The 8,097-nt window shown below is 72.2% G+C and carries 5 protein-coding genes; all 5 read left to right on the top strand.

The annotated features are described in order from the left end of the window. Positions 1–293 precede the first annotated feature (293 nt). Complete coding sequence (gene icmF, locus NBZ83_RS27380; RefSeq protein WP_261576071.1) at positions 294–3,590, top strand: fused isobutyryl-CoA mutase/GTPase IcmF; 3,297 nt, start codon at positions 294–296, stop codon at positions 3,588–3,590. Between the two features lie 185 nt (positions 3,591–3,775). Next, a complete protein-coding gene (locus NBZ83_RS27375) occupies positions 3,776–4,282 on the top strand; it encodes a MarR family winged helix-turn-helix transcriptional regulator (RefSeq protein WP_261568298.1) in 507 nt (168 codons plus the stop codon). Further along, entirely contained in the window at positions 4,272–5,783 is a 1,512-nt protein-coding gene (gene mftF / locus NBZ83_RS27370; RefSeq protein ID WP_261576070.1) for a mycofactocin biosynthesis glycosyltransferase MftF, read from the top strand. Before NBZ83_RS27375 ends, mftF begins: the two co-directional genes overlap by 11 nt. Then, positions 5,780–6,970 (top strand): cysteine desulfurase family protein, encoded by a 1,191-nt coding sequence (locus tag NBZ83_RS27365; protein ID WP_261576069.1) that lies wholly within the window; start codon positions 5,780–5,782, stop codon positions 6,968–6,970. Before mftF ends, NBZ83_RS27365 begins: the two co-directional genes overlap by 4 nt. A 52-nt stretch (positions 6,971–7,022) precedes the next feature. Further along, complete coding sequence (gene mnmA / locus NBZ83_RS27360) at positions 7,023–8,081, top strand: tRNA 2-thiouridine(34) synthase MnmA (protein ID WP_261568295.1); 1,059 nt, start codon at positions 7,023–7,025, stop codon at positions 8,079–8,081. The last annotated feature ends 16 nt before the right edge of the window (positions 8,082–8,097 follow it).

Genomic DNA, 8,097 nt, shown 5'->3' with positions numbered 1-8,097 from the left:
GCCGCCGGACTTATACAAAGTGTGGGGTTGCCTTTTTAAGGCAACCCCACGCTTGTTTTGTGCGTTGGGGTATTTCTGCGGTGCAGGGCTCGAGGCGGCGTGTGGCGCGATCGGTTCCGGTCGCCGTTCGATCCTCCGAGGCTGCCCCGGGCTCGAGACCCGGATCGCCATCCAGTGCTCCGGGCAGCGGTGGCACAGGTGGCACCAGTCGAATGGACGTCCTACTATCGGAAGCCAGAAGGACTTAACTCTGCGGGCCTGCAGGCTCGTCCGTCCTCCCGGGAGCCGCTCCGATGCCATCCACCGCCCAGCAGGAGACGGCAGGTCTCACGGCAGGTCTCCACGTCCCTGTTCACCCGGTGCGCATCGTCACGGCGGCCGCGCTGTTCGATGGGCACGATGCCGCGATCAACATCATGCGGCGGCTGCTTCAGGCCCAGGGGGCTGAGGTCATCCATCTCGGCCACGACCGCAGCGTCGAGGAGGTGGCGACGGCAGCGATCCAGGAGGACGCTCAGGGCATTGCGCTGTCCTCCTACCAGGGCGGGCATGTCGAGTACTTCAGCTATCTGGTCGAGCGGCTGCGGGAACTGGGCGCGGGTGACATTCAGGTCTACGGCGGAGGCGGCGGAGTGATCGTGCCCGCGGAGATCGAGCTGCTGCGGTCCCGCGGCGTCGCCCGGATCTTCTCCCCGCAGGACGGCCAGGCGATGGGCCTGGCCCGCATGATCAACACGATCGTGTCGGCCTGCGACGTCGATCTCGCCGCGGACGGTCCGAAGCTGGAAGAGGTGATCGCCGGCGAGCAGGGCGCGCTCGCTCGGGCGATCACCGTCCTCGAGGCCGGCCGGGACGACGAGCTCGCCGCAGCGCTGCGGGAGGAGGCCGGTCGGCGGCCGACCGTGCCTGTGCTCGGCATCACCGGCACCGGCGGCTCCGGGAAGTCCTCGCTGACCGACGAACTGCTGTGCCGCTTTCGGCTCGACCAGGGCGACGCGCTGCGCATCGCCGTGCTCGCCGTCGACCCGAGCCGACGACGCGGTGGCGGGGCGCTGCTCGGCGATCGGATCCGGATGAACGCTTTGGGAGACGCCAGCTTCGGGCGGATCTTCTTCCGATCCCTGGCCACCCGGTCGGCGGGCAGCGAGGTTCCGCCCTCGGTGCCGGGGGCGATAGCGGCCTGCCGGGCGGCCGGATACGACCTGATCATCGTGGAGACACCCGGGATCGGGCAGGGCGACGCGGCGATCGTGCCCTTCTGCGACGTCTCTCTTTACGTGATGACGCCGGAGTACGGTGCGGCCTCGCAGCTCGAGAAGATTGACATGCTTGACTTCGCCGACGTGGTCGCGGTGAACAAGTTCGAACGCCGCGGCGCCGAGGACGCCCGGCGTGACGTCGCCCGCCAGCTCGTGCGCAACCGGGAGGCCTTCGATCGCTCCTGGGCGGACATGCCGGTCTTCGGCACCTCAGCCGCGCGCTTCCAGGACGACGGCGTCACCGCCCTCTATCAGTACCTGCTCGGACTGTTGCGCGAGGGCGGCCTGCCGGTTCGGCCCGGCGCCCTGCCCGCCGTCGAGGTACGCGTCTCCACCGGGCTGACCACCATCATCCCCCCGTCCCGGTCGCGCTACCTGGCCGAGATCGCCGAGACTGTTCGTGAATACCACGCCGAGACAGAACGGCAGGCGCAGCTGGCTCGCCGCCGCGAGCATCTGACCACCGCGCTCGACGCGTTGGGCGCGGCATCCGCGGAGCCGACCGCCCTGACCGGCCTGACTGCCCTGCGCGACGAGGCCGACGGGGCCCTGGCGCTGTGGGCGAAGGAACTGTTGGTGCGGTGGCCGGCGATCGTGGCCGAGCGGCAGGGGGAGCAGCTGTCGTACACGGTGCGCGGCACCGAAATCAGCACGCCACTGCGACGTACCACCCTCGCCGGCAGCCAGGTTTCCCGCGTCGCGGTGCCGGCCATCGACGACGACGCCCGACTGCTGCGGTTCCTGCGTCGGGAGAACCTACCAGGGTATTTCCCGTTCACCGCGGGGGTGTTCCCCTTCAAGCGTGCCGGGGAGGCGCCGGCGCGGATGTTCGCCGGGGAGGGCGACGCGTTCCGGACGAACCGGCGCTTCCACCTGCTGTCCGCCGGGTCGCCGGCGACCCGGCTGTCCACGGCCTTCGACTCGGTCACCCTGTATGGTCGCGACCCGGCCCCCCGACCGGACGTCTATGGCAAGGTCGGCACCTCGGGGGTGTCGATCGCCACCCTCGACGACATGTCGGTCCTCTTCGACGGGTTCGACCTCGGTGACCCGGCGACCAGTGTCTCCATGACGATCAACGGCCCGGCGCCCGCCATTCTCGCGATGTTCCTGACCACCGCGATCGACCAGCGGCTGGCGGCGTTCCTCGCCGAACACGGCCGCGAGCCGAGCGACGACGAAGCCGCTCAGGTCACCGCCGACGCACTCGCCACCGTGCGGGGCACAGTGCAGGCCGACATCCTCAAGGAAGACCAGGGGCAGAACACCTGCATCTTCTCCACCGAGTTCGCCCTGCGGGCGATGGCCGACGTGCAGGAATGGTTCATCGAGCGGAACGTGCGCAACTTCTACTCCGTCTCGATCTCCGGTTATCACATCGCCGAGGCCGGTGCGAACCCCATCACGCAGCTCGCCTTCACGCTGGCCAACGGTTTCACCTACGTCGAGGCGTATCTCGCTCGGGGAATGCGGATCGACGACTTCGCACCGAACCTGTCGTTCTTCTTCTCCAACGGGATGGACGCGGAGTACACGGTCATCGGGCGGGTGGCGCGGCGGATCTGGGCGGTGGCGATGCGCGAGCGCTACGGCGCCGCCCCTCGCTCACAGCTACTCAAATACCACGTGCAGACCTCCGGTCGGTCACTGCACGCCCAGGAAATGGCGTTCAACGATGTCCGTACCACCCTCCAGGCGCTGTGCGCGATCTACGACAACTGCAACAGCCTGCACACCAATGCCTACGACGAGGCCGTCACCACGCCCACCGAGGGCTCGGTGCGTCGAGCCCTCGCCATACAGATGATCATTGATCAGGAATGGGGACTCGCCGCCAACGAGAACCCCTTGCAGGGGTCGTTCATCGTTGATGAACTGACCGATCTGGTCGAGGAAGCCGTGCTCACCGAGTTCGCGCGGATCAGCGACCGCGGCGGCGTGCTGGGCGCGATGGAGACTGGTTATCAACGCGGCCGGATCCAGGACGAGTCGATGCTCTACGAGAGCCGTAAACACGACGGCACGCTGCCGATAGTGGGGGTCAACACCTTCCTCGCCCCGGAGCGCGCCGCCGCCACCGCGGACGCCGCCGGCCCTCTGGAGCTGGCCCGAGCGACCGAGGACGAGAAGCGTTCCCAGCTCACCCGACTGACCGACTTCCAGCGCCGGCACGCCGCCGAAGCCGAGGCCGCGCTGGCCGAGCTCCGCGCAGTCGCCGCCGGCACCGGAAACACGTTTGCGGTGTTGATGAAGGCGGTCCGGGTCTGCTCGCTCGGTCAGATCACCCAGGCGTTCTTCGACGTCGGCGGTCAGTATCGGCGCAATGTCTAAAATTCCTGCGACCGGGTGGCGTCGCAGAGTGGGCTCAACGTGGCGACCCGTAATCACCGCGTACGCATGAATCTTTGCCAGCGCGTGGCGTCCTGGGGTGCAATGGACGCTGGCCGTCATCGGGGCGGTCCCCGGCCCGCCGGTCGGGTGCAGACCTTCCCCTGAAGCGCAGGAGCGTCCAAGCCGTGGCCACCCCCAAACCGTTGCCCACCGATCCCATTGCGGAGGCCCATCGGCACTGGTCCGCGCACGGCTGGGGTGCGGTGGCGGACGGGATGGCGGCGGTCACATCGTTGATGCGCGCCCAGCAGATCATGCTCGCTCGGGTCGACGAGGTCCTGCGCCCGCTCGATCTGACCTTCGCCCGGTACGAGCTGCTCATGCTGCTGCTGTTCTCCCGCCGGGGCTCCCTCCCGCTGAACAAGATCGGCAGCCGGCTTCAGGTCCATCCGACCAGCATCACCAGCGCGGTCGACCGGTTGGAGGCGCGCGGCCAGGTACGCCGCACCCCGCACCCCACCGATCGCCGGGCGATCCTCGCCGAGATCACCGAGGAGGGGCGGGCGACGGCGCTCGCCGCGACGGAGAAGCTCAACGACACCGTCTTCGCCGACCCCGGTCTGGGGGACGGGGGCGTGCGGACGCTCATCGACCTGCTTACCGACCTGCGTCGGGCGGCCGGTGATTTCTGAACCGGTGGCGGCCCCGCTGCCGGCCGCGTTCCGGGTGCACTGCGATCCCGGCCTCACGATCCTGGCGCCCGCCGCGGCGGCCGCCGGCGGGATCGTGCTGCTCGGCGGGTCGCCGATGCGGCTGATGGCGTTGTCCGCTCCGGGTGCGCGGGTGTTCGCGGCGCTGCGCGGGGGCGCCACGGTCGGCGCGGCCGGACCCGGAGCGGGGCTGCTGGCGCGTCGGCTCGTCGACGCCGGGCTCGTCCATCCGCTGCCGCCCTGCCAGGCGACGCCGGGGAATGCGGTCACCGCGGTCATCCCGGTCCGGGACGGGGCTGGGCGTGTCGGCGCGCTGGTCGACGCGCTGCGCGGGCAGTGCGCCGAGGTCGTCGTCGTCGACGACGGCTCCCGGGATGCCACCTCGGCCGAGGCCACCGCGGCCGGCGCCCGGGTGATTCGGCATGACCGGTCCCGGGGCCCCGCCGCGGCCCGGATCAGCGGCGCGCGGGCCGCTCGCACCGAGGTGATCGTCTTCTGTGACTGCGACGTGCGGCCCACCGCCGGCTGGCTCGACCGTCTCGTGGCTCACCTGGGGGACCCGGCGGTCGTCGCCGCGGCGCCGCGGGTCGCCTCCCCGGTGCAGTCGGGGTCGCGCGGCGGTCTGCGGGAGCGCTACGAGGCGGGCCGCTCCCCGCTCGATCTCGGGCCATGGCCGGCGACGGTGCGTCCCGGGAGCCGGGTGTCGTACGTTCCGTCGGCGGCGCTGGTCATCCGACGGGCGCACGCCGAGTTCGACCCGGCGCTGCGCTTCGGTGAGGACGTCGACCTGGTGTGGCGGCTCGTCGGCGCCGGCCACAGTGTCCGCTACGAGCCGGCGGCGGTGGTGCACCACGATCCCCGGTCGTCCTGGCGGGCGTGGGCGCACCAGCGCCACGGCTACGGTTCGTCGTCGGCGGAGCTCGCCCGGCGCCATCCCGGACTGCTGCGACCGGCCCGCGGGGCGGCGAGTGCGGTGGCAGTGGTGGGCCTGCTGGCCACCCGCCGGGACCGCGTCGGCGCGGTCGCGGTCGGCGCCCTGGCCGCGGGCTCTGTGGCGCTGACCACCGTGCGCCTCGCCCGCCGGCTGGGTCGCACCGATCGTCCCGGCCGCGCCGCGCTGGGCCTGACCGTGCGTGGGCGTCGTCACGCCCTGCTCGCCGCCGCTGAGACGTCCCGGCGCACCTGGCTGCCCCTGCTGGCCTGCGCCGGCACGCCCGGCCACCTGGTCCTGGCCGCGGCGGTGCTGCCGCTGGTGCATGACTGGTGGGTGGCGCGCCCGGCGGTCGGCCTGGCGCCGTACCTGCTCCTGCGCGTCGCTGACGACGCCGCCTACTGCGCCGGCGTCTGGTTCGGCTGCCTGCTGGGGGGCAACTTCGAGCCGCTGGCCCCGACATTGCCGGCCCGCCTGCGACGCCGGCGGGCGGGCGGTGTGATCGGCGCGGCGACGCCCCCTGGCCGCGCGCGGCTACCCTCTAACGTGTGACCTACCTCGACCACGCGGCGACGACGCCGATGCGACCGGAAGCGCTCGCCGCGTACGCCGCGGTGCTCGCCGACACCGGCAATGCCTCGTCGTTGCATGCCAGCGGCCGCCGGGCGCGGCGCATCGTCGAGGAGTCGCGCGAGACACTGGCCGGCGTGTTGGGCGCCCGGCCGTCCGACGTGGTGTTCACCGGTGGCGGCACGGAGGGTGACAACCTCGCGCTCAAGGGCCTGTACTGGGCGCGGCGGCGGGTCGAACCCGCTCGGCGGCGGGTGCTGGTCAGCGCGGTGGAGCACCGGGCGGTGCTGGATACCGTGCAGTGGCTGGGTGCCGAGCAGGGCGCCGAGGTGGAGCTGCTCGCCGTCGACGCCGCCGGCACGGTCCACCCGGACACCCTCGCCGCCGCCATCGAGCGTGATCCCGCCGCGGTGGCCCTGGTCTCGGTGATGTGGGCGAACAGCGAGGTCGGCACGGTCGAGCCGGTCGCCGAGCTGGCCGCCGTCGCACACCGGCACGGGGTGCCGTTCCACACCGACGCGGTGCAGGCGTTCGGCCAGATCCCCGTCACGGTCGGCGAGGACGGGCCCGACGCCATCACCATCAGCGCCCACAAGATCGGCGGGCCGGTCGGGGTCGGCGCGCTGGTCGTGCGCCGCGGCCTCGCGCTGGAGCCGTTGACCCATGGCGGCGGCCAGGAACGCGACATCCGCTCCGGGACGCTGAACACCGCCGGGGTCGCGGCGTTCGCGGCGGCAGCGTCGACCGCCTGCGCCCAGGCGCCGCGTGAGAGCGTCCGGCTGGCCGCGCTGCGCGACAGGCTCGTCCGCCGAGTCCAGGAGAAGGTGCCCGGCGCGGTGCTCAACGGCGCCGGGCTGAGCGGCTCGCAGCGGCTGCCCGGCAACACCCATCTGACGTTCCCCGGCTGCGAGGGCGACTCGCTGCTGATGCTGCTCGACGCGCGCGGCATCGAATGCTCGACCGGTTCGGCCTGCTCGGCGGGAGTAGCCCGGCCCTCGCACGTGTTGCTGGCGATGGGGGCCAGCGAGGAGCATGCTCGGGGGTCGCTGCGCTTCTCGCTGGGCCACACGTCGTGCGCGGCTGACGTGGATGCGCTTGTCGAGGCAATCGGGCCGGTGGTGGAACGGGCGAGTCGCGCGGGTGCGCTCGCCGGAATGACCGGCGCCTGATCCGTACCAGAGGCGCGGGGCCGCCGGAAGGGTTGTGAGAGGTGCAGGTCTGATGAGGGTGCTCGCCGCCATGTCCGGTGGGGTCGACTCCGCCGTCGCAGCCGCGCGGGCGGTCGACGCCGGGCACGACGTCACCGGTGTCCATCTGGCCCTGTCCCGATCGCCCGAGTCGGACCGGACCGGCGCCCGCGGCTGCTGCACGCTGGAGGACGCCCGCGACGCGCGGCGCGCCGCGGATGTGCTGGGCATCCCGTTCTACGTGTGGGACCTCGCCGAGCGGTTCGAGACCGAGGTCATCGAGCAGTTCGTGGAGTCCTACGCGGCGGGACGCACCCCCAATCCGTGCGTGCGCTGCAACGAGCGGATCAAGTTCGCCGCGGTGCTGGACCGGGCGCTCGCCCTCGGCTTCGATGCGGTGGTCACCGGCCATCACGCCCGTCTCGACCCGGACGGCACGCTGCGCCGTTCCGTCGACCCGGCCAAGGACCAGTCCTACGTGCTGGGCACGTTGCGGCCCGAGCAGCTCGGCGCGGCGCGCTTCCCGCTGGGGGACTCCACCAAGGCGCAGGTGCGCCGGGAGGCGGCCGAACGCGGCCTGGCCGTCGCCGACAAGCCGGACAGTCACGACATCTGCTTCATCTCCAGCGGCGACACGGGCGGTTGGCTGCGGCAGCGGATCGGCTCCCGGCCCGGCCCCATCGTCGACTCCCGGACCGGGCAGACGCTCGGCGAGCATGACGGGACCTTCGCCTTCACCGTCGGTCAGCGCCGCGGGCTGCGCCTGGGCCAGCCGGCGCCGGACGGCCGCCCCCGCTACGTCCTCGACATCTCCCCGGTGACCTCGACGGTCACCGTCGGCCCGGCGGAGGAGCTCGACATCCGCCGGCTGGTCGCCGACCGGGCGGTCTGGCCGCACGAGGGCACGGTGTCCTGCCAGGCCCAGGTCCGGGCGCACGGCGGGGTCGTGGCCGCGCAGGCCGAGGCTCGCGGCGACGACCTCGTCGTCACCCTCGCCGCCCCGGTGCGTGGGACGGCGGCCGGTCAGGCCGTCGTGCTCTACGACGGCGACCGGGTGCTCGGAGGAGGGCACATCCGCGCCACCGCCGGGTGAGCGGCCGGGGCTGGGC

It is taken from the genome of Frankia gtarii (assembly GCF_025403375.1).
GTDB lineage: Bacteria > Actinomycetota > Actinomycetes > Frankiales > Frankiaceae > Frankia > Frankia gtarii.
This window is presented reverse-complemented; position numbering and strand designations above follow the sequence as displayed.

Coding starts and splice junctions, on each gene's coding strand:
- mnmA (WP_261568295.1), top strand. CDS start 7,023: ATGAGGGTGCTCGCCGCCATGTCCGGTGGGGTCGACTCCGCCGTCGCA.
- icmF (WP_261576071.1), top strand. CDS start 294: ATGCCATCCACCGCCCAGCAGGAGACGGCAGGTCTCACGGCAGGTCTC.